The organism is Segetibacter aerophilus (assembly GCF_007991655.1).
Taxonomy (GTDB): Bacteria; Bacteroidota; Bacteroidia; order Chitinophagales; family Chitinophagaceae; genus Segetibacter; species Segetibacter aerophilus.
Map to the genome: position 1 here is coordinate 1 of NZ_BJYT01000077.1, position 628 is coordinate 628.

Here is a 628-nt window from a genome sequence, read left to right on the forward strand (position 1 = left end):
GCTCCTACGCTTACCTCAGTAACTATTGCATCAAACAATGCAGCACCAACACTGGCCAAAACAGGAGATGTGGTTACGCTGAGCTTTACAGCTTCTGAGGCAATTAATCCTCCGGTAGTAAATATTGCCACTCATAGTGTAACTGCAACAGCAGGTAGCGGTAACAGTTACACGGCTACTTATACGATGGTAGCTGCCGATGCTTCCGGTGCTGTTCCGTTTACTATTAATTTCAGTAATACTGCAGGTACGGCAGGCACCCAGGTAACCACTACCACCAACGGCAGCAGTGTAACCTTTGACAAGACTGCTCCAACGGTAACAGGTATTACCCGGCAGGTACCTTTAACTCAAACCACCAATTCAACCACGGTAACCTATCGTGCTGCCTTTTCTGAAACGGTAAGTGGTGTGGATGCTACTGACTTTAGCCTTACTACTGTTAGTGGTGCGGCAACTGGTACGATAGGAACAGTAACTGCTGTTGCGGGTTCTAATAATACGTTTTATGATGTAACAGTAAGTTCTATTTCAGGTAATGGCAATATTCGCCTTGACTTAAAAGGTTCGGGTACAGGCATTACCGATGCAGCCAGTAATGCGATTGCGGGAGGTTATACTACCGGTG

Annotated in this window: 1 protein-coding gene; it reads left to right on the forward strand. The window is 46.3% G+C overall.

Translation table 11 applies throughout. The features are described from left to right. Nucleotides 1–628 (forward strand): hypothetical protein (locus tag SAE01_RS24680; RefSeq protein WP_443096430.1); only part of this gene is annotated, 628 nt, incomplete at both ends.